Origin of the sequence: Nocardia sp. NPDC052112, from assembly GCF_040680135.1 — a bacterium.
In the GTDB taxonomy this organism is placed as follows: Bacteria; Actinomycetota; Actinomycetes; order Mycobacteriales; family Mycobacteriaceae; genus Nocardia.
In genome coordinates, this window is the sequence record NZ_JBFAWD010000005.1 from 153,148 (window position 1) to 177,203 (window position 24,056).

Sequence of the window (24,056 nt, forward strand, 5' to 3'; positions counted from 1 at the left end):
TCGCTCGCTACGCTCCCGCGCGGCCTCCACCTCGCTGGCGCTCGGCTCCGGCATGACCGCACATGCGGCTGCACCTTCGGCTCGCTCGCTACGCTCCCGCGCGGCCTCCACCTCGCTGGCGCTCGGCTCCGGCATGACCGCACATGCGGCTGCACCTTCGGCTCGCTCGCTACGCTCGCTCACGCCTTAACTACCTTCCACTCCTACGGGCACATATAAATGCCGCTTCGATATGTACTGCACGACGCCGTCGGGCACGAGGTACCACACCGGCCGGTTCTCCGCGGCACGGCGACGGCAGTCACTCGAGGAGATCGCCAACGCCGGGATCTCGATCATGGTCACCGCGTCGACCGGCAGGTCACGCAGATGCTCCTCGAGATGATCGGTGTTCAGCTCGTACCCCGGTCGGCTCACCCCGACGAATTTCGCCAGTTCGAACAACTCCGCCCAATCCTGCCACGTCAGGATGTTGGCAAGCGCGTCAGCTCCGGTGATGAAGTACAGCTCGGCATCGGGATGCTTGGTGCGCATCTCACGCAGCGTGTCGACGGTATAGGTGACCTTGCCCCGGTCGATATCGGCCCGACTGACCGAGAATCGCGGGTTGGAGGCGGTCGCGATCACGGTCATGAGGTAGCGATCCTCGGCCGGACTGACCTGCCTATCGGCCTTCTGCCACGGCTGTCCGGTCGGGACGAAGATCACCTCGTCCAGTTCGAACCGGTTCGCGACCTCGCTGGCGGCGACGAGGTGGCCGTGGTGGATGGGATCGAAGGTGCCACCCATCACCCCCAGCTTGCGTCGACGCCGACCGTTCTCCTGCATGAGAGCCGAGCTTAACCGGTCGGTCGGGTCCGAGCCGGGGCCGGACGGTCAACTGCTGACGACTGCCCGCAGACCCGGCTTCAGCACTCCGTCGAGTTCGGACCACGGGATCGTGATGTCGATATAGCCCAGTGCATGTGAGGCGATCTCCCCGAGGTAGACGCGCAGACCGTCGGGCATGGCCAGCCAGTCCTTGAAGTTCTCCACCGCCGGCGCGATGCGCTCCTTGTCGTAGGGACTCGTGCCGACGCGGGTCTTGGGGATCTGTACCTGCGCCTGCGCCGACAGCCGATCGAGGCCCTTCTGCAGGTCGGTGAACAGATCCGGCAGGGTAAGTGCCTTGCCGGTGTCGATATCGGTCACATGAGTGCGCTTGTAGGTGGTCGGATGCAGCTTGCCGCCGTCGACCTCGACCTCGATGCCGAGCACACCGCTGAGCACATGGCGGCCGATATGGACGACCTCGCTTTTGTACCCCTTCACCCGTTGGTTCTCCGCCGCGGCCCGCAGGAACGGGTCCAACTCGGCGCGCATGCCGTCGTTGAAGTCGGTGCGCGCATCCTCGGTTCCGCCTTCGACCTGCGGCAGATCGAAGGAGTACCAGGGGCCCTCGAGCTTGATCGTGGTCGCTGTGAAGGCCGGTAGCGCGGCCGAGTCGGCCCGGTCGGCGGACCCGCAGGCCGTCAACACGGCCAACAGGACGCTGGCCAGGACAGCGGCAGCGGTCTTCCTCATTTCGCCTCCCCGAATAGCTCGCGTCCGTGCCCGAGAAGGTACCACCGCGAGCAATCGCAGTTTCATCAGCTGCTGACGACCGCGCGCATGCCCGGCTTCAGCACGCCGTCCAGCGCCGACCACGGCACGGTGACATCGATGTTGCCCGCGGCATGCGAGGCGATTTCACCGAGATAGATCCGCATACCGTCGGGTGTGGCGACCCAGGTCTGGAAGTGCTCGGCGACCGGGGTGAGCAGGCTCTTGCTGTAGCCCGTCGCCTTCGGGTTCTGCTGTACCAGGGCCTCGGCCTGGGTCGAGAGGGTGGTCAGCCCCTGCTGGAGATCGGTGAACAGGTCGGACAGGGTGATCGACTTGCCGGTGTCGATATCGGTGACCTGCGCGAGATCGAAGCTGTTGGGATGTGCCGCGCCATCTCCGTACACGGTGACGATCAGGTGCCCGCTCAGCACCTTGGTTCCGATCCGCACCATCTGGCTGTCGCGACTCGAGACCGAGTCCATCGGCAGGGAGTTGTGACCGATCCACTGCAGCACCCCGTCCTGTATCGCCCGATTGAATCCGAATCGGGCGACGTAGGTCCCGCCGTCGACCTGCGGCACGTCCACGCGATAGTAGTCTCCGACCATAGTCACTGTGGTAGCTGTGAAGGCGCTGGCCTGGGGCGACTCGGCGACCGTTGTCGACGCCCCTGTCGAGGTCACCGCGGCCGGGGTCTCGCTCACCCGGGTCGCAGGTGATTCGTCCGGCCCGCATGCCGTGAGTACGGCGGCGGTGGCCAACGCACCGATGACAACAACGGTCTTCATCCTGGGCTCCCCCGATCGACATCGCACCGAGGCGATCTCGGTGTCCTCCGCAACAATGCCGATGCCGCCTAACGGTTTCCTTATGGTTTGCAAATGCCGACAGTCCCGAGATCAACGTTGCTGCACGTTGTGGGTCGCGAATTCCGGTGCGGTACACCGAAACCGCCGCGATCACAATTGCTTGCTCCCCGTCGAGGTCGATATCGGCGCGAACCACCCACGGACGCCCGCAAGGGACGACAATCGGGGCGGTCGCCCCGTATATTAACCGGGGGGATCACCCCGGTTATCTGCTGAAGAGGAGCACGCCATGTCCACTACCCCCCGTGCGACCATCGAACGCCTGCTGTCCCTGTTTGCCGACGGCCCGACACCGGAGATGGCCGATATATATGCCGTCGACGCGGTGTTCGAACTGCCGTTCCTGCCGCCGGGGGCCGAGCATCCCGAGGTCGGCCGCGAGGCGTTTCGTACGCATCTGGTGGCAGGCGCACAAATCCAGCGCTTCGATTCCGTCGACGACGTCCATATTCACGAGACCGCCGACCCCGAGGTCGTCATCTCCGAGTACCGGATCAACGGAACCGTGCTGGCCACCGGTAAGCGGTTCGAATTCCCGATCATCAATGTGTCCCGGGTCCGTGACGGGCTGATCGTCTCGACCCGCAGCTATTCGAATCCGCTCGCCGCTGCCATCGCTTTCGACCAGGTCGAGGCGCTGGTCGGCGAGCGGACGGCGGGGTGATCAATGGTCCTCGTCGCGCTGCATATCGGCGAGCTGAGCGCGAGTGTTCAGGAGTTCGGTCGCTACCTCCGGTGATGGGGACTTTTCGGCCAGGTTTTCCAGTTCCACGAGTAGTTCGCGCATGGTCGTGAACCAGGGGCGGTCGGATTCCATCCCGGCGCCGTAGAGCTGTAGCCACGCCGCGGAGCGCAGGCATTTGGCGCGCGGACCGATGCGGTCGAGGGTGCCCCAGAGGTGGGCGGCGCGGAGAAAGGCGACGACCGCCTGTTCGTCTTCGCCGCAGTAGTCCAGGACCGAGGCCGCCGACCAGGCGAGTTCGGCTTCGAGTTCGACGTGGTCGGGATCATTGTGGACGAGCCGGGCCGCCTCGACGAATTGCTGTGCCGCATCACGGAATCGGTTGAGCTTGCGCAGGGATTCGCCGTATTGGCGGCGCACGATCGCCATTTCGGCGGGCGGATACGGCTGCTCGGCGGCCGCGAGTGGCTGTTCGAACAGGGCGGCCGCCTCCCCGTGCCGTCCCGCCCGGTGAAAGGCCCGCGCGGCGACGAAGGTCAGGTGTATCGCATCCGCGGCCGAAATCGGTTCCCACCGTGCGGCGGCGGTGAGTGCCGCATCGGCCAGTTCGTATTCGCGGCCCGGCTGTCCGGAGAGCACCATGACCAGCTGGGAGCTCAGCCGGGCCAGATGTTCGGCGGGCAGCGCGGTCGCACCGATCGAAAGCGCTTGGCGCAGATACTGTTCGGCATCCTTCGGATAGTCGACGAGACGTATCGCGGCCAGTTCCGCCAATTGCAGTGCGTCCTCCGCTTGTTCGGCGGCGGTGGCGGTAACCGCTCGCTCCACGGCGGGTACCTTGCGCGGCAACGTGTTTCGCGCACCGAGTGGGAGATGGTCCACCAGCGGCCGGTGCGCGAGCCGGGCCGCGACCCGCTCGCTGACCACCGTATTGCCATTGCGCGCGTCGTAACGTGCGGTGAGCTCGCCGATTTCGACGCTCAGTTCAGCGCGTACCGAATCCACCGTGCCCGCACCGACCGCGAGTGCACCGAGATCCAGTTCGGTCAGCCGTCGCAACAGCACGCCCACCCCCGAGAGGAAGGCGAGCCGGATGGCGGCATCCGCGCCTGGATCGGTCAGCCACGCCGCGTGCTCGGCCAGCATCTCCAGACCACGCGCCTCGTTTCCGGTCAGTGCGCAGAACTCGATGTGCTCGCCGACCGAACGCCGCAGATCCGGAAGGTGGCGCACCAGTGGATAACCCGTCAAATGCGCACTGCGTGCCTCGGCAGTGCGCCCGGTGCGCAACATCGGCAGCAAGGCTTGCCCGAGCACCCGATGCGGCTCCTCGGTACAGCTGCGCGCACCCTCGATGACCGGACGCCAACTCTCCAATGCCGACTCGTCATCGCCTGCCTGCGCGTAATTCGCGCCCCATTGGTTGCGTTCACAGGCATCGCAATCGGACATGCTGTCGCGCGCTGCCGCGCGCGCCGCGTCCAACAGCTCGGCGGCCAGCTCGTGCTGCCCCAGTTCCCGCGCCAGGTCGGAGCGCAGCGCGAGCACCGGGCGCGCACTGTATCCCCGCTGCCGGTAACGGCTTTCGAGCTCGTCGAGCCAGCGGTAGGTGGTCGGCAGCGGCACCGCGGGATTATCGATCAGACCCCAGGTCAGCCATTTCAGATACCAGTGCACCGAATGCGTCATCGTACCGAGTTCGGCCGGAAAGTCGTCGTAGATTCGCAGCAGCCTGCCATAGGCGACCGGTGCCAGATCGCGTTCGCCCGCAAAGGCATACGCCTGGGCCAACTCCAAAAGGACACTCCCTTCCAATGCCCGGTCGGGACCCGACTTCGCCGCGGCGGCAAGCATTTCCAGACGTTCGGTGCGGCCGCGTCCATGCGGCAGCGAACGGCTCTGCGCCAGCGCCGATTGGATTTCGGAGGTTTCCATCTCAGGCCTCCTCGGCGGAATCGCCCGCCGCACGCCGGGTCGCCCAGCTGAGGAATTCGCCGAATGCGCGATTGAGCAGCGCGGTATCGGCCGGTCGCAACGGCCGGTGTGTCATCAATAGCGCTTGGCCGTAGAGCGATTCGACCGCCGTCCGCAGGAAGGCGGGGTCATCGATCCGACTCAATCGTCGGACTACCGGGCTGTTGTGGTTCAACACCAGTTGGGCGCGGGGCGCGCTCGCCTCCAGCGCACCGAGGATTTCGGTCCAGAGCTCGTCGGCGCCGACGGTGGTCTCGACCCGTGCGCGCTCATTGCGCGCGCCGCGACTGTCCAGATGCAGTGCGGGCACCGAAACCGGATGGAACGCGCGCAGAATCACATCGCAGGACAGCGGATCCAGGGCGGTGCGGGCGGCGGCGAGTACCGAAGCCAGCGCCAGTTCCTCGGCCGGATCCACCAGGTCGAGGGCCGCCGTGACGGCGGCCGCGTCCAGTTCGCTCACCGTGACACCGGGCAGGATCGAGGGCAGCAGCGCGACGAGTTCCGCATCGTAGGTATAGCCGCCGTTGACAACACCGATGCCCTGCGCGGCCGCGGTGGCCGCCACCTGGCGGAATTCCTCCACCGTTGCCGTCACCCGCACGCTCGGATGGTTGCGCGCGAATTCGGTCAGCGGAACTCGGCCATCGGTTGTCTCGAACAGCAAGTGCGGCACCATGATCCGCAGCACGTCCGGCGAATGCCGCGCCATCGCCTTGACGCCGAGTGCGTGTACGGACAGGAATGCGGCGATCCGCTCGGGCTGTTCGGCGGCGATTTCGGTGAGCCAGTCGCGGATTCGGTCGCCGAGGCTGTCGCGGACGATGGCGAGACGTTCATCTTCGTAGAGGCCCTCACGCGAGGCGGTCGGGCGCAGGCTGTCGGTATCGATGACACAGCGCACGAAGAAGGCCCAGTCCGGCAGCAGCCCGCGCACCGCGTCACCGAGCAGCATGCCCTTGAGATACACCCGGTGCGCACTGCTTTCGGCGGGATTGCCCGGCTGTGACAGCACAAAGGCGACACCGCTGACCCCCGCCAATTCGGCATCGAGATCGATCACATCCAGCGGGGTGAAACCGAGGACGCGCTCGCCGTACTCGAACAGCGCCGCGCGCCGCTGGGCCGCGGATGCGTAGCCGCGCCGCCATACCGGCGGACCGTCGGTCGCGCGCAGACCGGCACCATTCGCCTCGACGGTCACCTCGTAGGGCAGCAGCGAACCGTAATCGCGGACCAGGTCCAGTACCCGCCCTGGCGCGAACCATTCCTGCGCACCGGCGCGCGGCGTGAGATGCACCGTGGTGCCCGGTTCCGGCCGCTGCGCCGGATCGAGCCGACGCAGCGCGTAGGTGCCGTCGGCGGCGGCCAGCCATTCGATGGGTGGTGCGTCCGGATCGAGGGCCGAGCGGGTGACCACCCGGATCGTCTCGGCCACGGTGAAACATGCCAGCAGCCCGATGCCGAACTGCCCGAGGAACTCTCGACGCGCACCCTCGATCTCGTCGCGCTTGGACGAATGCCCGATGGTGGCGAGGAAGCGATGCACATCGGCCTCGGTGAGACCGATGCCGTGATCGGTTATCCGCAGCCCCGATTCGTCGACGACAAGTCGAATCGCGGTGGGCGCCACCGCGTCTCGCTGCTTGCGCGCGGTGACGGCATCGACCGCGTTCTGCAGCAGCTCACGGATGTAGACCCGGGGACTCGAATACAGATGATGCGAGAGCAGATCGACGATCCCCCGCAAATCGACCTGGAACGAATAGTCCCCGCTACCGCCGCGGCCCGACCCCGCCCGTGCGCCATCCGGCGCGTTGTTCACCATGGACCGAATCCTGATGCGCGGCCCCAATGGTTCCCTTAACGAATGCTGATGACGTTAACGAACACCGATAATGAGTTCGGTCACATTCGCGTCACACCGGGAGCAGCCGGGACACCACGGCGGTCAGTTGTTTGGCCGAGCGGCACTCGTGCATCTCGATCACTTCGCGATACCGGTCGGCGGCGGAATCGCCGGTGCCCCAGTTGCTTTCCTTCTCCGGATTGAGCCAATGCGCATGTTTTGCCGTGCGCACCAGCTCGCGCAGCGTATTCAGATCAGGATCACGGTAATTGGTGCGGGCATCGCCGAGGATCAGCAGCGAGCTGCGGGCGGTGACCGCATCGGGCCACTGCTCGACGAAGGTCGACAACGCGTGGCCGTAGTCGGAGTGCCCGTCCAGGCCGACGACCGTACCCTCGGTGAAGATGCGGGCCATGGACTGGTCCAGCTGGGTCTTCGGATCGAAGAACCGGGTCACCTCATCGGTCCGGTCCACGAAGGCGAATATCCGGACCCGGGAGAACTGTTCGCGCAGCGAATTGACCAGCAGCAGTGTGAAGTTGCTGAATCCGGCCACCGAACCGGACACATCGCAGAGCAGCACCAGTTCGGGTCGACCCGGCCGTGGTTTGCGATTCACCAGATCGATGGGTACGCCGCCGGTCGACATGGATTTGCGCAGCGTCTTGCGCAGATCGATCTCTCCGCGCCGAGCGTGCCTGCGCCGCACGGCAAGTCGGGACGCCAGGATGCGGGCCAGTCGCTGTGTGCTGCGCCGCATCTCGGCGAGTTCGGTTTCCGAGGCGCGCAGGAAGTCGACATCCTCGACCTGCCGGGCGACGGCATAGCTCGCGACGCGCTCCCTGCCGATATTCTCGGCGACCCGCCGGTGCGTTTCCGCCTCCACGATGGCGCGGAATCCGGCGATGCGCTGCCGTCCGATGCGACGGGCGATCTCGGTATCGAATTCGCTGGTATCCGGTCCGGCGGCCATACCCGCCAGAATCCGGGCCAGCAGTGTTTCCGGCTGTACCTCACGTAGCGTCCGGTACGCGGAGAAGGACGGACCGCGCGAGGATTCGTACTGTCCGAGTTGTTCGACCAGCTGAGCGGCGATCATTTCCTGCTGCTGTGTCGAATCCTCCCTGGTCAGCAGGGCCGCGAGCAGGTCGCGCAGCGCGGGAACGTCGATCTCGCCGGACGGTGTGCGTGGCACCTCGAGATCCTCCGGAGTGCCGCTGCGCGCACCGAGGGCGGCCGGGAACCACAGGTCGAACAGACCGTCGAAGGTGCTGCGATGGGTGGTGCGGCGCAGCAGCGCGCAGGCCAACCCCTCGCGCACGACCTCGCGGTCCATCAGATCCAGCACCGAAACCACGCGGCCCGCGTCCACCGTCTCCGAGGGACCGACCGGGATGCCACGCGCCCGCAAGGCCTCGACGAAACCGACGAGATGTCCCGAAATCCCGTGCGGCGCATCGAGTGTGGGCTGCGATCCGGCCGCCATGGCTCAGGCCAGCTTCAGCTCGGCCAGCGCGCGCTGGTGATCGGCCTGATGTTTGAGCACGACACCGAGGGTGGCGCGCACAGTGGTGTCGTCGAGATCCTGCAGCCCCAGCGCGAGCAAAGTGCGTCCCCAGTCGATCGACTCCGCGACGCTCGGCAGCTTCTTCAGCTGCATCCCGCGCAGCACGTGCACGATCCGCACCAGCTGCGCGGCGACCGCGGCGGACAGCTCCGGCACCCGGCTGGCCAGGATGCGGCGCTCGAGTTCCTCGTCCGGGAAGTCCAGGTGCAGGTAGAGGCAGCGGCGCTTGAGCGCTTCGGAGAGTTCGCGCGTCGCATTGGAGGTCAGCACCACGAACGGCTTCCGGCTGGCGGTGATGGTGCCGAGTTCCGGGACCGTCACCGCGAAATCGCTGAGCACCTCGAGCAGCAGACCCTCGATCTCGACATCGGCCTTATCGGTCTCGTCGATGAGCAGCACGGTCGGATCGGCGCGGCGGATCGCGGTCAGCAGCGGCCGCGACAACAGGAATTCCTCGGTGAAGACGTCGGCCTTGGTCTCTGCCCAGTCGTTCTCGCTGGACGCCTGGATCCGCAGAATCTGCTTGGCGTGATTCCACTCGTACAGCGCGCGGGCCTCGTCGACGCCCTCGTAGCACTGCAGACGCACCAACTCCGCATTTGCGGTCTGCGCGACCGCCCTGGCCAGTTCGGTCTTGCCGACACCGGCCGGACCCTCGATCAGCAGCGGCTTACCGAGCCGATCGGCCAGGAATACCGAGGTCGCGGTCGCCTTATCGGCCAGGTACCCGGTCGAGGCCAGCCGTTCGATCACATCGTCGACCGAGGTGAAGATCGGCTCCTGCACTGCGCTTTCGGTACCCACGTAGCGTCCTTCCATCGAAACCCACCCCTAACGCTACGGCAGGCCCCGACGCAAGCGCGCGTCGGTTCTTACACCGAACGAAATCTAGACCGGGCGGAGCAGCCCCATCGCCCTCGACCATGGGGCCGCCGCGCACGGTTTTGCGCGCCACGCATGTTTCCGCCCGGCGAATGTGTGCGCGGCGCGAAAAGGTGCGCGGCGCATCGCTGTCGTTACTCGGGCGATCCAGCTGGACGGGGCATCAGACCGGGCGGATCTGGCCGTCGCCCCAGACGATCCACTTGGTCGAGGTCAGTTCCGGCAGCGCCATCGGGCCGCGGGCGTGCAATTTCTGGGTGGAGATGCCGATCTCCGCGCCGAAGCCGAACTGCTCACCGTCGGTGAACGCGGTGGAGGCATTCACCATGACGGCCGCGGCATCGACGCGGCTGGTGAATTCGCGGGCCGCGGCCAGCTCACCGGTGACGATCGCCTCGGTGTGGCCGGTGCCCCAGGTGTTGATGTGCTCGACCGCCTGGTCGAGATCCTTGACAACCTTGAGCGCGATATCGAGGGTGAGGTACTCCTCGCCCCAGTCCTTGTCGTCGGCGGGCACCAGTCCGGGCAGCTCGCCGTGCACGGTGACACCGTGGCGTTCCAGCGCCTCGATCAGCCGGGGCACGGCGGTGGTGGCGATCGCGTCGTCGATGAGCACCGTCTCGGCGGCATTGCACACGCTGGGACGGCGGGTCTTGGCATTGATCAGGATCTGCTCGGCCATGTCCAGATCGGCGGCCTCGTGCACGTAGATGTGGCAGTTGCCGGTGCCGGTCTCGATGGTGGGCACCTGGGCGTCGCGGACCACGGCATTGATCAGACCCGCCCCGCCGCGCGGGATGACCACGTCGACCAGACCGCGGGCCTGGATCAAATGGGTCACGCTGGAGCGATCGTGGCTGGGCAGCAACTGCACCGCATCCGCCGGAATATCCAGGGCGACAAGGGCTTCCCGCAGTACCGTGACCAATGCGGCATTGGAGTGCGCGGCCGAGGAGGAACCGCGCAGCAGCGCGGCGTTGCCGGATTTGAGCGCGAGCCCGAATGCGTCGACGGTGACATTCGGCCGGGCCTCGTAGACCATGCCGACGACGCCGAGCGGCACCCGGACCTGACGGATCTCCAGCCCGTTCGGCAGCGTCGACCCGCGCACGACCACACCGACCGGATCGGGCAATCCAGCCACCTGACGCAGCCCGGAGGCGATGCCGTCGATGCGTGCCTTGGTCAGGCGCAGCCGGTCCAGCAGCGAATCCTCGGTTCCCGCCGCCTGCGCGGTCGCGATGTCCTCGGCATTGGCGGCGAGCACGGTATCGGCCGCCGCGAGCAACGCATCCGCGGCCGCATGCAGCGCCTCGTTCTTCTGCGCCGTGGTCATCTGCGCGAGCGCCCGCGAAGCCACCCGAGCCTTACGCGCGGCATCGTGCACCGCCTCGCGGATATCCTGACCGGTGGTCGTTCCTGCCGTCATAGGTGACAGCCTACTGACCGGCTCGACCCCGGTTCACGCCGCAGTGAAGTAGGTTCCGGGCGTCGAATTGGTGCGTGGACCAGATGCGGGGCGAGTGTTCCTCGGGGTGGGGTGCGCGCGGGAATCTGCACCGCCCCAGGCGCTGTACACCGTGGCCTGTTGCGGGTGTTCTACCCGTCGGCGGAGTACAGCGTCCCGCTCGATGTGACTCTACGACCGGAAACGGTTGGCGGGCAAGACGTATCAGCAGGTGGTGATCGGGCTGGCGCGGCGAAAGGTGACCGCGTTGTGGGCATTGATGCGCGAGCAGGGATCTGCTACGAAGCCCGCCCGACACCAGCATCGGACGCATGAACGGCCCCTACCGAGCCGCCGCGTCGGGTGCGCCGGACGCCGACGTGGGCGCGGGGCAGGTAGCGGGCCCGTGTGGGCAACAGTGGCCAGACGCCTCGGACTGTGGTGGCGAACAGGGTGAACATCTTCTGGTCGCGGCGCGTCCAGGACAGGTTCAGGATCTCGCGGCACCGGGGCGGCATGAGCGCGGCGCCCAGCCACACGTTGAAACCCATCACCGGCCGCCAGGCCAGTGCCCACGCCGCGTCGGGGACACCGGGTGGTGCGGGAATCTTGTTGTGGCGCAGGGCAAATGCGTAGTCGGTGGTCGCGTTGGATTCCAGCACCGTGTCCACGGTGGTGTCCCAGTACCGTTTGAATTCGACGTAGTCGGCGACGAGGACCCGGTCCGACAGCCCGTACATCCGCCACCACGTGATGCCCTCGGCAACGAGTTGATCCTTCTGCGCGCCGGTGAGCGGCGTGCCGAAGAATTCGTTGATCGCGATGCAAACCTCGATGAACGTCACGTGAGTCCACCAAAACACATCCGGGTTGAGGGCATGGTAGCGGCGCCCGTGCGGGTCAGTGCCCTTGAGCGGTTTGTGGTAGTCCCGCACGCGGGCGGCCATGGCATCAGGGTCGGCGTCGTAGATCATGCCCAGGATCTGTGGGACGGACCGCAGCAACCGGTCCCACGGATCGTCGAAGAAGTTCGAGTGATCCTGCAGCGCCGCCCCGACCGCAGGATGCATGTTCTGCAGGGTGCCGGTGCGGCCCAGGAACAACAGCATCCGCCGGTCACCGAGATACTTCCAGGTCAGCGACCCAGGCCCGAGCGGAGCGCCCGGTAGATCGCGATCAGCGGTGTCAGTGGCGTACATGATGTCGGACCTCTCTGTCCACCGGTGCGGCAATGCGATAAAATCTATCGTATTGTCGCATCATTGCATACCGATGGGTGAGGCGCCAAGGGAACTCGAGTTCGCCGGTAGGGTTGCCCGCGTGCCGCGGGAAACGACAACCTATGCCGAGCTGCTCGCCAGCCCCGTCGGCGGCGAGTCGACCGACCGCAGAATCCTCGACGCCGCCCTCGAGCTGTTCGCCGAACTCGGCATCACCCGCGTCAGCATCGACGACATCGCCCGCCGTGCCGGAGTAAACCGCGCCACTCTCTACCGGCGCATCGGCGGCAAGGACGCGGTCGTACGCGCAGCGCTGATCCAGGAAACCACCAGGATCCTCGATGACATCGCGACCCGGTTGCGGGCGATCCCCGACGACCGGCAACGCATCATCGATGGCCTGGTCATCACCGTCACCACCCTGCGTGCCCACCCCATCCTGCACAAGGTCCTCGCCGTCGATCGGGAACAAACCCTCGCTGCGGTCACCCTCGACGCCGGCGACATCCTCAACCTCGCCACCGTGTTCGTTGCCCAGGAAATCCTCACCGTCCGTCCCGACGGCAACCAGCTCCACGACATCGAACCCCTCGCTGGAATGCTCGTGCGCCTGACACACTCCCTGGTCCTCATCCCCGACACCCCGCCCCGGCTCGACACCGACGACGCCCTACGCGACTTCGCCGCCCGCTATCTCGTCCCCCTCGTGCGGTCCGACACCTAGATTGTGTGTCGAAGTGCGCTGCGGCTGGCACTAGCTCGTCTGCACCGCACGAAGTAGGCGAGCGAGGCTTCGGGCGTCGCTGGGAGTCGGTCTGAATGAGTTCGACGTCGTTGCCCAACTGCGCCGCCGATACCGAATCATGCTGGTACATCGGCAGTTCGACGACGATTTACACCTACTCAAACCCGGTGAACCAGTTTTAAGCGTCCACCAGGACGAAGTAGACGATCGCCCCACGCCGGGGCGCGGATGCCCGTCGCTCAGACCGCCCCCGACGAGCGCTCTTTCGGAGACAGGGATTCCGTCCAGTATTCGTGCCGTACCGCGTCCCACAACCGCGACAGTTCCGGGAACCGCGCACGGACCTGCACCAGGTCCGGCGCGGCGACGACACTCGACATCGATATCAGCGGCTCCGATTCGGATAGATTGCGCACCAACATCATTCGAATGCGACAGTTGTCGATCCGCCAGATCGCCTGCCAGCCGTCCACCTCGGTGCGATGCTCGCTCATCCGGACCGACTACCCGTGGCCACCGCCGTCCGCACCCGGCAGCGCTAGTTGGCCGAGTTTGTCCAGCACCTCACGCAGGGTTCGCAATGTCGGCCCACCGCCCGCGTGCACCTGGCTGTCGAGTGATGGAAACTCGAGCCCCCTCGCGGCAGCGCGCTCACGCGGCGTCAACGACTGCGGCGCAAGACGACCCGTATCGACCAGCGTGTAATACGCCGCCGCCTTCCACACGCACCGCCCGATCCGACAAGCACGGTGCTCGCGCATCAGCTCGTGCGCCAAGTCGATATCGGCATGTCCGCAAACCCTTGGCGGCGTGACGATCGTGTCCTCGAGCATCACGCCGCCCCCGTTTCCACGGCTGGGCGCGCGACTCTGGCCCATGTCGTTGCGGGACAGACGGTTTCGAGATCGAAGTCCTCACACAGTCGCGCCGGTTGATCATCGACCTGAGCCAGGTCGTAGACCACGATCGCGGCCACACCGAGCCCGGCTGCGATGCCGAGGGCGTACCCGATCGGATCAGGGGTGTCCTGTGGCGGCCGTATTGTGTACACGTACTGATAGCCCAGTAGCCGGGCGTGCTGCGTCACTGCGCTCGCGTGCCGGGGTGCAGCGAGTCCGGACACATCACCGCGCACGAATCCGACAGCCTTCGGCGTGTCGAATCGCCCGGTATCTGCCTCTGCCACTTGATTGTTCATCATCGCTCCGCCCCTTCGGTCGATGGATTACGGTGGGTGGCGGCCGAGCAGGTCTCGTGCCTCATCAGTTCTCATCTCGAACGCCGGTCCACAGCACAGCATCGGCAACTGCTCTCGACCAGCTGAAACGAGAACTCGATTGCGATTGCTGCAAAGCGCCAGAACGGGACTCGGTTCCGTGATGAAAACAGGCTCAGTTTCCGATCCGATCTGACTCGATTCCAGGAGACCCCCGTGACCAGCACCGAAGCGGATGGCCCATCGTCGACCCTGCCGCGCCGCCAGCTCGGGCGGTTCCTTCGCGATCGCCGCGAAGCGACCGGATTCACCATCGCCGAGGCCGCCAAATTGGTCGACCTATCGCGAGCGGTGCTCCAGCGCATCGAGACCGGACAAATTCAGAAGGTCCAGAGGCAGGATGTGCAGGCGCTCTGCGAGGTGTACGACGTTGCGGTGGAGGAGACCGCCATGGCGATCGATCTAGCAACGCGAGCTAGAGCCAAGAACTGGCACCATATCTATGGCGGCTTGTACGACAGCGCCTTCACGATGTACGTCGGACTCGAAGCGGCTGCCTGTCGGCTGAGCACCTACCATGAGCAACACTTGCCCGGTCTGCTCCAAACGGCCGATTATGCACGAGCAATTATCCGCGCGTTCCCCCAGTTCACCAGCTCCGATGTTGACCGACGTATCGAGCTCCGGCTGAAACGCCAAGCCGTCGTCACTCGCAAGACGAAACCTGTCCAGATGGACGTTCTGCTGCATGTGTCGGCGCTCTACCGCGTGATCGGCAGCCTGCGCATCATGGCAGCACAGCTGAGACACCTTGCCGAGATGTCGAAACGGCCGAACATCAGGTTGCGGATACAGCCGTACAGTGCGGGCTTGACCTGGGGACTACCCTTTGGCCCGTTCATAATCGTGGATTTCGACCGGACCTCGAAGGGAGAACCCGTCGAGCCCTCAATAGTGTTCATCGAGGGCGGAGCGGCCCAGGATGTATACCTCGAGAAGCCCAACGATATTCGACTTTATAGTGAGCTTCACGCGGCGATCTGGGATGCATCGTTAGGTGAGGTCGAGAGCAGAAACCTGTTGCGGCAGATAGCGAAGGAGCACGAACGTGGTGAACGCTGACTTATCCGGGGCGAAGTGGTTCAAGGGCAGTCGCAGCGAGAGCGGCGCAAAATGCGTTGAGGTGGCATGGCTCGACGGGGGCAAAGTCGGCGTTCGGGACTCGAAGAACCCAACCGGCCCAGCACTGATATTCACCCCCGGCGAGTGGGATGCCTTCACCGCAGGCATGCAAGACGGTGAGTTCACCCGGCCTGCCGCATAGCACTTCCCCGAAGCGGATCATGTAAACGGCCTCAGTCGTGCACGTAATGGGCTGAGGCCGTTACTGTTTCGGCTATCAGGCGGCCACCTCGTCCGCAGATCGACCAGAACGTCCGCTGCATCCGATCACTCCACCACGTGAACCTCGGGTGCGCCGTTGGCGTTGAACCGTTCCTGTAAGGAAGCACCGTCGAGGACCGTGGCTTCGTCAACCCGAATCTCGGACCTCACTGGTTGCCTCGGCAACGTCCGCAACCTGTAGCCGTGCCTCGGACAAGGCGGTGGGCGTAGGCCCGAACTGGCATCGCCGGAGGCCGGTATCGCGGAGGTCGGCCGCGACAAGGTTGGTCGAGCTGAATTCGCAACCGCTCAGATTCGCCTGCCGCAGGTCGACATGCTTGAAACTCGCACGGAAAGGTGTGGATTCGACACGGCGAGTTCACCGAGGAGTACAGGGCGACGGCGGTATCGACGGCATTGAGCATGCCGGGCCCGGCTCCCGCCCCGTGCTCGGTTGGTTCGCCGTATCGGCCGGTTGATCCGCTACAAGCGGTGCCGTCTCGGGATCGACGCCGGCATTCGAGGTCGGTACCATTCATCAGCGTGAGCGATGGGGGCACGCCAGCCTCGGGCCAACGGCTCTCGGTGGTACCCGAGCAGGTTCGTGACGTCGGTGAGTACGTCTACGAATTGGCCGAAACACTGCGCACGGCATTGGATTCCGCGGCCACCGAAGTCGATGCGGTAGCCAACGGTAGTTGGACCGGTGGCCGGGCGGCGGAGTTCGCTGATGGCTGGAGCGATGTCCGTGCCGGTGGTACTCAGATCATTGCCGCGCTCGCCACGATGGCGGAGAGGCTCGGCGTCACTGCCGCGACGTATGAAGCCCGCGACGAGAGCAATGCGTCGACTACCTCCAGTTTGGATTTGCCATGAGCGAGTTCTCGGTCAATCTCGACGACCTCGATCGGATTGTGGCCCGGCTGTCCGGCCTCGCCGGATTCATCAGCGATCACCTCGACGACATCGATGCCGAAGTCGCCGCGCTGACCGGAACCGACTGGGAAAGCGTTGCCGCCCAGGCATATTCCGAAGCGCATCAGCAGTGGATGACGGGTGCGCGTGAATTCGCCGAGGGCATCCGCGAGATCAGCGACGCGGCCCGCAAAGCGCACACGCGGTACAGCAGCGCCGCCGACGTCAACAAGCAGATGCTGCAGGGCGGGTAAGCCGTGGGTGACACCTGGGTCATCGACTCCGGCATGTACTTCGATGCCGCCAAGAAATGCCAGTCGTTGGCCAGCGACATGTCGCTCGCGTTGGGTCCGCTGCAGCGCGCTCTCGTGCACGACTGCGGAGGTATGGCCGGGGACCACGAGAAGTCCAAGGATTGGACGGCCGCCTATGACCGGAATGCTTGCGACATCGTCACGCTCGCCGCGACCCTGTGCAATGCGCTGCAACGCTTCGGAGATGTGCTGGCCGCCAACGGTTATAACTGGTGGCAGTCCAACCGATCCACCACGAGCGGTACCGAGCCAACCCGTCCCACACCATCCGAACCGTTGTACGACTCCGGTATGGCACTGCCGACGACCGCCAAGGGCGCGAACGGTGCCGGAATCGACACCTCGATCACCGGATTGCTCGAACAAGTCGGGAAGATCCCCAACGGAGACGTCACCAAACTCGGCATCGCGGCGGATGCCTGGAAAACGTTCGCCAACAACACCAACATCACCACAGCCGCCGACCGCATCAAGGGTATCGACGCCAAGTTCACCGGAAGCAGCGACCCGAATATCCGCGATATCGAAGAAAAACTGACCACTCTGCAGAGAGCGGCCGAACTGCTGTCACAGGCGGCGATCGCGCTGGCCGGACCGGTCAAAGACCACCACGATGCCCTCGACACGATGCGCAACGACGTCCAATCCGCAGTCGCCAGCGCCGCAAAGGAACTCGCGGGCGCGGTCGTCATCACCGTCGCCATCGTCGGCATCCTCGCGGTCGTGTCCGCGGGCACCGCCGCCGCCCCCGCCGCGGCAGGCGGTGTCGCCGTCACCGCCGAAATCGTCACCACCACAGCCGGAATCATCCGCAACACCGTCTCCATCAGCCGCATCCTGATCATCTTCGGCGCAGTAGTCGTCGCCGGAACCGCCACCGGCGTCTTCACCGCCATCCCCGACCTCACCCAAAACGGCATCAACGCCGCGCTGGCGTCCATTGCCGCAATGACCGTCAAAATCATCGGCGACGAATCGAGCGGCACCGGCGGTGATGGCGCAACCAGCACTGCCAATGCGCGCAACACACCTGGAACGCCCGAGTATGCGGCCCGCGTCGAAGAGTTGGCGAAGGACCCCGCGCACGGCGGCAAGATTACGGACAAGTCCAGACGTGAGGCCGAGGTTGCCCTTGGTATGGAGCACGACGGTCAGCTGAATGGGCCCGTTACGCGAGCTCCGATGGAGAACGGCAAGGACACGGGCGATTTCGTGGACGGAGACGGTCAGCATTGGGATATGAAGCAGCCGACCGACACCTTTCCCCCAACGGCGGGCCCAATGGCCGGACAGCCCATGCCACCGACGATGCGCGGCGCGTATAACGCGGAAGAGTTCGAGAAGATGGTCGGCGAGGAGCTGGGTACCGGCGAAAATGTGATGATTGATCGGCAGAACTTGTCGGAGGCCGGTCTGCAGTCGGTGCAGGAGGTAGTCGGCAAGCATCCGGAATGGGCTGGCAAGGTTGTCATTTACGGCAAGTGACACAGTACCGTGGAGGTGTGGTGGGTCAGCCTAAGGAGTATACGTACTCGGTTCATGCATGGCCGATTGATCGCGCTGCCTGCACGGCGTTGGAGGACTACATCCGGACCCGGACAACTGCACAAGACGGCGTGCATGGGGCGCTCGGCGGAGCCGGCCTGAACTTCACGAGAGCCGATCTGCGCGACTTCGACCTCTCTGATGCGTATCTGGCCGTTGCCGATCTCGACGGGGTAAACCTCGCGGGAGCTGACCTCGACCGTGCGACATTGCTCGGTGCGAGATTGCGAAACGCGGATCTGTCTGGCACCCATCTGCACAAGGTGGAAGCCGACGGCTGCGTCGGTGAAGGTCTCAACCTGTCTGGTGCAAACCTCTTCCGAGCCAGTTTCGTGAAAGCCGACCTTCGCCGAGCAGATCTAAGCAACTGCGAACTGAGCTCCACCAACCTCCGCGAGGCCGACCTCCGTGCTGCGAACCTACGAGGATGTCACTTCGGACCGACACCCACTCGCCTGACTCGAGCACAACTGTCGGGCGCCCACGTCACTGATGCCTGGGGTGAGGTCCGTGGCCCAATTCGAGTCGATGACGATCAGATCCTCACCGGCGAGCAGTTAGCGGAATGGTTCGCGTCCCGGGGCGCCCCACGTGTGCACCTGGTGGAGTAGGCAGCTTTCGGGCGAGCGTCCGCGCGCGGCGGCGCACGGCGGATGGTTTTCTCGCTGACAGCGCCGACATGGCTTATTCGGGTTATGTCCGATCGCCGATTTCCTGGATCTCGTTCAGGATCTGTAGCAGGAAAGACAGGGGTGGCTGGCCGGGTGCCTCCGGGGCAGCCAGCAGGGATTCGACGACCGGCGCGAGCGCGGGGGCGCTGTCGACGGCCACCCGGACGAGGCCGAGTTCGGCGCACTGAGAAAGTACCGGAGTCAGGCACGCGATCGCCTCATCGGTCCGTCCGGCGAGGCAAAGGCAACCGCCATACAGCAATTGGGCCTGTAAAAGCGCGCGGGGGCGCGGCTGGGTGCGGATTTCGGCGACGATCTGTTCGGCGGCGGCGGTGGCGCGTTCGGTGGCGGCCGGTGACTGTTGGGCGAGTAGGAGGCGAATGGCCGACTCGTGGGTGAGTTCGGCGGTGAGCGCGAGCGGGTGGTTCGGTTGCCGGTGGTAGGCGGGCAGGTGCTCGAGTGTCTGCCGGTCTTCGTCGGTGATCGGCAGCCCCAGTCGTACCCGCTCGTTCAGAATGCGGGCGGTCAGCCGTGGCAGGGTGATTTTCTCCGCGACCTTTTGCCCCTCGTCCAACCGTCGTCGTGCGGCATCGAGATCGCCACCCACCGCGTCCAGCCTGGCACCGGTCCCGTAAGTGGCGACCAGGAATTCCACAGCGCCGGTCGCGACGCCGTGACCGGATGCCAGCAGCTGGGCGGCCTCCGCGTATTTCCCTTTCTGATAAAGCAATTCGCCGAGCAGCCCGCTGGCCAGCCGGGTCGCGTGGGAATGGCTGCCGCTATTGCGCGCGAGGGTGAACGCGCAGCGGAAGAGCTCTTCGGCTCCGTCGATGTCGAGTTGTTCGGCGGCGGCTTGGCCGGCGATGCAGCCGCCGTACACCAGGCCGGCCGGGCCGTTGATGCGGGTCCGGTAGGGCTCGGCCCACGCGTGCCAGCGGCGTGCGCCCGCGAAGTCGAAACGATAGTAGGCCGCCGCTTCCGCGGTGGTAGCCGCGACGCTGGCGAAGAACGGTCGAACCGACTGCTGCAGCCATGGCACGGCGGCATCCGGGAAATCCTTGAACCGGTCCGTCACAAGGTATTCCGCTGCTCGCGTCACATCAGCCTGGATGCGCAGGTCCGCGGTCTCGGGATCGTCCGGTGCGGCGGTTTCCAGTGCCGCGTCCACGCGATCCAGCGCGGTCCGGGTGGCGACGGGACGCTGGAGCGAGACATTGGCCCAGGCCACCGACAGTTGCAGCCGGGGATCGGCAACCGTGATCTCGGTGGGCAGCTTCTTCACCAGCCCCAGGAAGGTGGCCATGCGGGAATCTTCGATCAGTGTGTCGGCCTGTTCTTGCACCAGTTGTTTGGCCCGCTCGGCGGCGCCGGCCGCGAGTGCGTGATCTACGGCCTCGGTGAGCATTTCGTGCTCGGCGAACCAGGTCGACGCGGTCAGATGGAGCTCTTCGAGCAAGCCGGGATGCTGGCGGATCAGCCTGCGGCGCAGGAAGTCCGCGAACAGCGCGTGATAGCGGAACCACCGCAGCTCGTCATCGACGCTGCGCAGGAACAGGTCTCGGCGCCGCACCTCCTCGAGCTGCTCCTGCCCGGACCGCACTCTGGTCAGCGCCTCCGCGAGCTCTCCGCAGATGGTGTCGGTGACCGCGGTCCGCATGACGAAGTCGAGCATCGTCGGTTCGAGCGCGCCGACGACGTTTTCCATCAGGTATTCGCCGATACCGTAATGCTGCCCGGTGATCTGGTCCAGATAGCTCCCGGGATCCTCCTTGCCGCGCAGTGACAGTGAAGCGAGCTGCAGCGCCGCCACCCAGCCCTCCGTCGACTCACGCAGCCGGTCGACGTCGGCGTCGGAAAGGTGCAATCGCTTCGCACCGACCAGGAAATTCGTCGTTTCCCCTGAATCGAAGCGCAGTGCGCTCTCGTCGATTTCCACCAGTTCGTCCTGAACGCTCATGCGCCCCAACGGAAGACCGGTACGAGTGCGGCTGGTGACGATCAATCGCAGGTAGTGGCCCCCGTTGTCGAGCAGGAACTCCATCGCGGCGAGGGTCGCCGGACTGGTCACCAGGTGCCAATCGTCGATCACGACGGCAACGGGCTCCGCGCTGTCGTGGATCTCATTGATCAGGGCCGTCATCACCTGCGGCGCCGCGGCGGCGGAATGCTCCTCGAGAATCTGCGTCAATTCGATCGCCAGCGTGGGACGAACCTGCCGAATCGCCTCCACCAAGTGGCTCAGGAACCACACGACATTGTTGTCGTCCTCCGCGATCGCCAACCACGCCGCCCGGACACCGGCCATGTCGAGGGCGTGCGCCCACTGTGCGGCCAGGGAACTCTTGCCGAAACCGGCCGGGCCGTGAATGAGGGTCAGCCGCCTGGATTGTCCCTCCCGCAACGTCTGCAGCAACCGCGGGCGATCGACCAGCCGACGCAGCGTCGTGGGTGGACGGAACCGGGTCTTCGGGGCCGATTGCGGCGGCAACACGGCGGCGGCGGTCGACGTTGTCGGCGAGATCGGCCGAGCACCCGCGACCGATTTCGTTGCGACGGATCCGTCGAGCTGTGGGGCAGCCATCGTGTCCACCGGCAGCCCGCAGGAGAACTGCGCGGTGCGCAACCGCTCGCCGAAGTCCCGGGCCGTGGGCGGCCGGTCGGCGGGGTCGGTGGCCATCGCGGCTTCCAGGACGGCGCACACCATTGCCGGTACCCCGGCGGATCGCAGGTCGGGGACGGGTTCTGAGGTGATGCGCACGAACTGCGCCACCATCGACTCGCCCGCCTGGCGTTCGAACGCGGCGTGGCCGGTGAGAGCCGCGAACAGCGTCGCGCCCAGCCCGTAGATATCGGAGAGAATCGTCGGAGGGTCGCCGCGTATCACCTCCGGAGCCGTGTACGCCGGAGTCCCCGCGACGAGGCCGGCAGCTGTCTCGAATGCGCCGCCGACACGCGCGATACCGAAGTCCGCCAGCTGCGGTTCACCGTAGTCGCTGATCAGCACGTTGGCGGGATTGACGTCACGATGGATGACGCCGCTGGCGTGCGCGGTCGCCAGCGCGCCCGCCAGCTTCACGCCGACGGTCACGACCTCCTGCCACGGCAACGGTCCGTCCGCGCGAATCCGTGTGTCGAGTGAGCCCCTGAGGTGCAGGGGCATCACGATGAACGGCCGTCCGGTCGAGGTGACGTCGGTCGTCAGCACCTGGACGATGTTGGGGTGGGTCGAGAACTTCCCCAGCGCACGTTGTTCGCGCAGGAAACGGGTCCGGTCCTCATCGTCGACCGTGGAGCCGAGCACCTTGACCGCGACCTCGCGATCGAGTGCGGACTCGGTGCACCGGTACACGATGCCGAATGCGCCGCGGCCGATCTCTTGGGCGTCGACGAACCCGGCCGCAGCGAGTTCCGCTGCGATACCCAAAGTCAGGTCGCGTTGCGTCCCCTTGGCATTGCCCTCGGACACCGACCGCTCACCCGATCATCGGCGCAGGCTTCCCGGAAATTCGCGCGTTTGCGGCGGCCTGCCACCCCGACCGCACCGCGAGCAACTCATGTACTCACCTCTCGAGGCGAAAACCAACTGGTCCCGACTAGTCGATCATAAATCGCGACGACGGGAGCAACGCGCCGACCATCGAACTGGCCGCAGCGGCTCCACCCGCACGGCTCTGCTGTGTCGAACGCCAGGATGGCGACCGGCACATCGCAATGCCAGCGCAACCCCATGATGACGAACCGGCACGCCGGATAACCACGGCGCGACGAGGTGAGCCGAGTCCATCCCGAAGCGGACGAGGGCGGATTATCTTGGGGTATATGCCCACCATGCCGGATCGGATACCGGCCGAGGGTGCCCACGATGCGTTGATCGGGCATCTCGAGGCCCATATGGTTGCTCTGACTTTTGTGGACAATGCCGGGATAACCAGGGTGAAGACGGTGCCGAAGGGCCGGTTGGCGCAGGCCGCCCGGTTCGGGATCGGGGTATCACCCTGTTTCGAGACGTTCACCTTCGACGATCTGATGTCTGTCGGGCGATATCTCGGCGGGCCCGACGGCGATCTGCGCCTGATTCCCGACCTGTCCCGATTGACCGAACTCGCCTGTCAGCCCGGATGGGCCTGGGCGCCCGCCGATAAGTTCACCCAGGACGGCAATCGCTTCGTCGCCTGTCAGCGCGCCTTCGCGACCCGGCAGGCCCAGGCGGCCCAGCAGGCCGGTCTGCGGCTGTCGATGGCATTCGAGACGGAGTGGGCGGTGGGGCTCGCGAATATCGAAAACGATTTCGTCCCGGCGATATACGGTCCCGCCTACGGCATGATCCGGCTGAGCCAGGTGGGCGAATACGCCAGCGAACTCGTCGCGGCGTTGGAGCGCCAGGAGATCGCCGTCGATCAATTCCATCCGGAATACGCGCTGTCGCAACTGGAACTGTCCGTCGCGCCCAATGATCCGGTCGCGGCCGCCGATGACGCGATCCTGGTCCGGCACACCATCCGGCAGGTGAGCACCCAATACGGTTGGCGCGCACTGCTCGCGCCGTGTATCGAGCCAGGTAGCGCGGGTTCCGGTGCGCACCTGCACTTTTCACTGCACGACGATGAAGGACCGCTCTTGGCCACGGGCGAAGGCCCCTATGGCATGCGCCCCGCGGGGGAGGCATTCCTGGCCGGTGTGCTGCGGGAACTGCCCGCCTTGGTCGCGGTCGGCGCGGGCAATCCGGCGAGCTTCCTGCGGCTGCAACCCTCGCGCTGGGCCGGAATCTGGCAGTGCTGGGGTCGGGAGACACGCGAATCCGCGCTGCGTTTCATCACCGGCGTGCAGGGCACCGAGGACTGGGCGGCCAATGCCGAGGTCAAATGTTTCGACGCGACCGGTAATCCGTATCTGATCGTCGGTGCGGTCATTGCCGCCGGACTCGCCGGTGTCGCCGAAGAACTGCGGCTGCCCGCCGAAATCACCGGCGATCCGGTCGGTTTCGATGCGGAGCAACTCATGCTGTCGGGTGTGCGGAGGTTGCCGACCAGTTCGATGGAGGCCGCCGACGCACTCGCGGACTCCAAGGTGCTCACCGACGCGCTCGGCGTCGAATTGCATGATGCGCTGCTCACCGTGCGCCGCGCCGAGGCCGAACGCTATCGGGATATCAGTCCGGCCAAGGTGGTCGAGCTGACCCGCTGGCGGTTCTAG

General features: G+C 65.6%; 23 protein-coding genes and 1 pseudogene. 9 read left to right on the forward strand and 15 right to left on the reverse strand.

What is annotated here, in order from left to right:
- From AB0L58_RS11620 to AB0L58_RS11635, 4 genes are all read right to left on the reverse strand, one after another.
- Positions 1-183 (reverse strand): hypothetical protein (locus AB0L58_RS11620; protein WP_364385027.1); only part of this gene is annotated, 183 nt, incomplete at its 3' end.
- A gap of 3 nt (positions 184-186) precedes the next feature.
- The gene (gene nadD / locus AB0L58_RS11625) at positions 187-828 is read right to left on the reverse strand and encodes a nicotinate-nucleotide adenylyltransferase (RefSeq protein ID WP_364385030.1); all 642 of its coding nucleotides are present in this window, start codon (positions 826-828) and stop codon (positions 187-189) included.
- Positions 829-876: 48 nt separating this feature from the next.
- The gene (locus tag AB0L58_RS11630) at positions 877-1,563 is read right to left on the reverse strand and encodes an RsiV family protein (protein WP_364385033.1); all 687 of its coding nucleotides are present in this window, start codon (positions 1,561-1,563) and stop codon (positions 877-879) included.
- A gap of 65 nt (positions 1,564-1,628) precedes the next feature.
- Complete coding sequence (locus tag AB0L58_RS11635) at positions 1,629-2,372, reverse strand: RsiV family protein (protein ID WP_364385036.1); 744 nt, start codon at positions 2,370-2,372, stop codon at positions 1,629-1,631.
- Between the two features lie 310 nt (positions 2,373-2,682).
- On the opposite strand from AB0L58_RS11635, the gene AB0L58_RS11640 reads away from it, so the two are divergent.
- Positions 2,683-3,117, forward strand: a complete 435-nt coding sequence (locus tag AB0L58_RS11640) for a nuclear transport factor 2 family protein (RefSeq protein ID WP_364385039.1) — start codon at positions 2,683-2,685, stop codon at positions 3,115-3,117.
- On the opposite strand, the gene AB0L58_RS11645 is transcribed toward AB0L58_RS11640, so the two are convergent.
- The 6 genes from AB0L58_RS11645 to AB0L58_RS11670 form a co-directional block, all read right to left on the reverse strand.
- A complete protein-coding gene (locus tag AB0L58_RS11645; RefSeq protein ID WP_364385042.1) occupies positions 3,118-5,070 on the reverse strand; it encodes a hypothetical protein in 1,953 nt (650 codons plus the stop codon). It lies immediately after the preceding gene.
- Position 5,071: 1 nt separating this feature from the next.
- Positions 5,072-6,937 carry an HSP90 family protein gene (locus tag AB0L58_RS11650; protein ID WP_364385045.1) on the reverse strand — a complete coding sequence of 622 codons (1,866 nt, stop codon included), beginning with the start codon at positions 6,935-6,937 and terminating at the stop codon, positions 5,072-5,074.
- 91 nt (positions 6,938-7,028) lie between these two features.
- Positions 7,029-8,444, reverse strand: a complete 1,416-nt coding sequence (locus tag AB0L58_RS11655) for a VWA domain-containing protein (protein ID WP_364385048.1) — start codon at positions 8,442-8,444, stop codon at positions 7,029-7,031.
- A gap of 3 nt (positions 8,445-8,447) precedes the next feature.
- Positions 8,448-9,329, reverse strand: a complete 882-nt coding sequence (locus tag AB0L58_RS11660) for a MoxR family ATPase (RefSeq protein ID WP_364385051.1) — start codon at positions 9,327-9,329, stop codon at positions 8,448-8,450.
- 241 nt (positions 9,330-9,570) lie between these two features.
- Entirely contained in the window at positions 9,571-10,836 is a 1,266-nt protein-coding gene (locus tag AB0L58_RS11665) for a glutamate-5-semialdehyde dehydrogenase (protein ID WP_364385054.1), read from the reverse strand.
- 317 nt (positions 10,837-11,153) lie between these two features.
- A complete protein-coding gene (locus AB0L58_RS11670; protein WP_364385057.1) occupies positions 11,154-12,053 on the reverse strand; it encodes an oxygenase MpaB family protein in 900 nt (299 codons plus the stop codon).
- Positions 12,054-12,174: 121 nt separating this feature from the next.
- Between AB0L58_RS11670 and AB0L58_RS11675 the strand changes: the two genes are divergently transcribed.
- On the forward strand, positions 12,175-12,798 hold the full coding sequence (locus AB0L58_RS11675) for a helix-turn-helix domain-containing protein (RefSeq protein WP_364385060.1): 624 nt from the start codon (positions 12,175-12,177) through the stop codon (positions 12,796-12,798).
- 260 nt (positions 12,799-13,058) lie between these two features.
- Here the strand turns inward: AB0L58_RS11675 and AB0L58_RS11680 are convergent, their stop codons facing one another.
- From AB0L58_RS11680 to AB0L58_RS11690, 3 genes are read right to left on the reverse strand one after another with little or no spacing between them, the layout of a single operon-like run.
- Complete coding sequence (locus AB0L58_RS11680; RefSeq protein WP_364385063.1) at positions 13,059-13,313, reverse strand: hypothetical protein; 255 nt, start codon at positions 13,311-13,313, stop codon at positions 13,059-13,061.
- A 9-nt stretch (positions 13,314-13,322) separates the two neighbouring features.
- Positions 13,323-13,652, reverse strand: a complete 330-nt coding sequence (locus tag AB0L58_RS11685; protein WP_364385066.1) for a hypothetical protein — start codon at positions 13,650-13,652, stop codon at positions 13,323-13,325.
- Positions 13,652-14,020: a hypothetical protein gene (locus AB0L58_RS11690; protein ID WP_364385069.1), complete on the reverse strand. Its 369-nt coding sequence runs from the start codon at positions 14,018-14,020 to the stop codon at positions 13,652-13,654. Before AB0L58_RS11690 ends, AB0L58_RS11685 begins: the two co-directional genes overlap by 1 nt.
- A gap of 231 nt (positions 14,021-14,251) precedes the next feature.
- Here AB0L58_RS11690 and AB0L58_RS11695 point away from each other — a divergent pair, with 231 nt between their 5' ends.
- Complete coding sequence (locus AB0L58_RS11695; protein ID WP_364385072.1) at positions 14,252-15,157, forward strand: helix-turn-helix transcriptional regulator; 906 nt, start codon at positions 14,252-14,254, stop codon at positions 15,155-15,157.
- The gene (locus AB0L58_RS11700) at positions 15,147-15,359 is read left to right on the forward strand and encodes a DUF397 domain-containing protein (RefSeq protein ID WP_364385642.1); all 213 of its coding nucleotides are present in this window, start codon (positions 15,147-15,149) and stop codon (positions 15,357-15,359) included. The genes AB0L58_RS11695 and AB0L58_RS11700 overlap by 11 nt, the downstream gene beginning before the upstream one ends.
- Before the next feature lie 207 nt (positions 15,360-15,566).
- On the opposite strand, the pseudogene AB0L58_RS11705 reads toward AB0L58_RS11700, so the two are convergent.
- Positions 15,567-15,755 (reverse strand): annotated as a pseudogene (locus AB0L58_RS11705) (pentapeptide repeat-containing protein); the annotation flags it as partial.
- 206 nt (positions 15,756-15,961) lie between these two features.
- On the opposite strand from AB0L58_RS11705, the gene AB0L58_RS11710 reads away from it, so the two are divergent.
- From AB0L58_RS11710 to AB0L58_RS11725, 4 genes are read left to right on the forward strand one after another with little or no spacing between them, the layout of a single operon-like run.
- Positions 15,962-16,294, forward strand: coding sequence for a type VII secretion target (locus tag AB0L58_RS11710; RefSeq protein ID WP_364385075.1), 333 nt, complete (start codon positions 15,962-15,964; stop codon positions 16,292-16,294).
- Positions 16,291-16,587: a WXG100 family type VII secretion target gene (locus AB0L58_RS11715; RefSeq protein ID WP_364385078.1), complete on the forward strand. Its 297-nt coding sequence runs from the start codon at positions 16,291-16,293 to the stop codon at positions 16,585-16,587. Before AB0L58_RS11710 ends, AB0L58_RS11715 begins: the two co-directional genes overlap by 4 nt.
- A 3-nt stretch (positions 16,588-16,590) precedes the next feature.
- Positions 16,591-18,132, forward strand: a complete 1,542-nt coding sequence (locus AB0L58_RS11720; RefSeq protein ID WP_364385081.1) for a hypothetical protein — start codon at positions 16,591-16,593, stop codon at positions 18,130-18,132.
- A 20-nt stretch (positions 18,133-18,152) separates the two neighbouring features.
- Complete coding sequence (locus AB0L58_RS11725) at positions 18,153-18,803, forward strand: pentapeptide repeat-containing protein (protein WP_364385084.1); 651 nt, start codon at positions 18,153-18,155, stop codon at positions 18,801-18,803.
- An 82-nt stretch (positions 18,804-18,885) separates the two neighbouring features.
- Here the strand turns inward: AB0L58_RS11725 and AB0L58_RS11730 are convergent, their stop codons facing one another.
- Complete coding sequence (locus tag AB0L58_RS11730; protein ID WP_364385087.1) at positions 18,886-22,329, reverse strand: protein kinase; 3,444 nt, start codon at positions 22,327-22,329, stop codon at positions 18,886-18,888.
- 353 nt (positions 22,330-22,682) lie between these two features.
- Between AB0L58_RS11730 and AB0L58_RS11735 the strand changes: the two genes are divergently transcribed.
- Positions 22,683-24,056 (forward strand): glutamine synthetase family protein, encoded by a 1,374-nt coding sequence (locus AB0L58_RS11735; RefSeq protein ID WP_364385090.1) that lies wholly within the window; start codon positions 22,683-22,685, stop codon positions 24,054-24,056.